1 protein-coding gene is annotated in these 516 nt (G+C 57.8%); it reads left to right on the top strand.

From position 1 onward, the window contains the following. Window positions 1-516 (top strand): pantoate--beta-alanine ligase (panC, locus tag ACK4S7_RS13285; RefSeq protein WP_409647765.1); only part of this gene is annotated, 516 nt, incomplete at its 3' end.

Here is a 516-nt window from a genome sequence, read left to right as displayed (position 1 = left end):
GTGGTGGTCGTATCGGTATTCGTTAATCCAACCCAGTTTGGCCCGAATGAAGATCTCGATGCCTATCCGCGAATGCTGGAGCGTGATTCGCAGCTGCTGCATGCCGCTGGTGTGGACATATTGTGGGCACCGAATGCCGCGACGGTCTATCCGCCGGGGTTTGCCACAAAGGTCCATGTCGATGGACCAAGTAACGGCTATTGCGGTGGCGCGCGGCCGGGGCATTTTGACGGTGTTGCGTTGGTCGTAGCGAAACTGTTCAATCAGGTTCAGCCGGATGTCGCGCTTTTCGGAGAAAAGGATTTTCAGCAACTGGCGGTAATCCGGCAAATGGCGCGCGATCTCGACTTTGCGTTGGAGATATTGGGTGTTCCTATTGTGCGGGATGCGGACGGTCTCGCTTTGTCATCGCGCAACGCCTATTTGACGGCTGGAGAACGCGGCTCAGCGCTCGCTTTGCCGCATGCCCTGCGGCAAGCTGCGGACGCAATCCGCGCCGGTCATGATGTAGCCGAA

Origin of the sequence: Sphingorhabdus sp. (genome assembly GCF_046292425.1) — a bacterium.
Taxonomy (GTDB): domain Bacteria; phylum Pseudomonadota; class Alphaproteobacteria; order Sphingomonadales; family Sphingomonadaceae; genus Sphingorhabdus_B.
The sequence above is the reverse complement of the archived record's forward strand: the minus strand, read 5'-3'. Positions and strand labels throughout refer to the sequence as shown.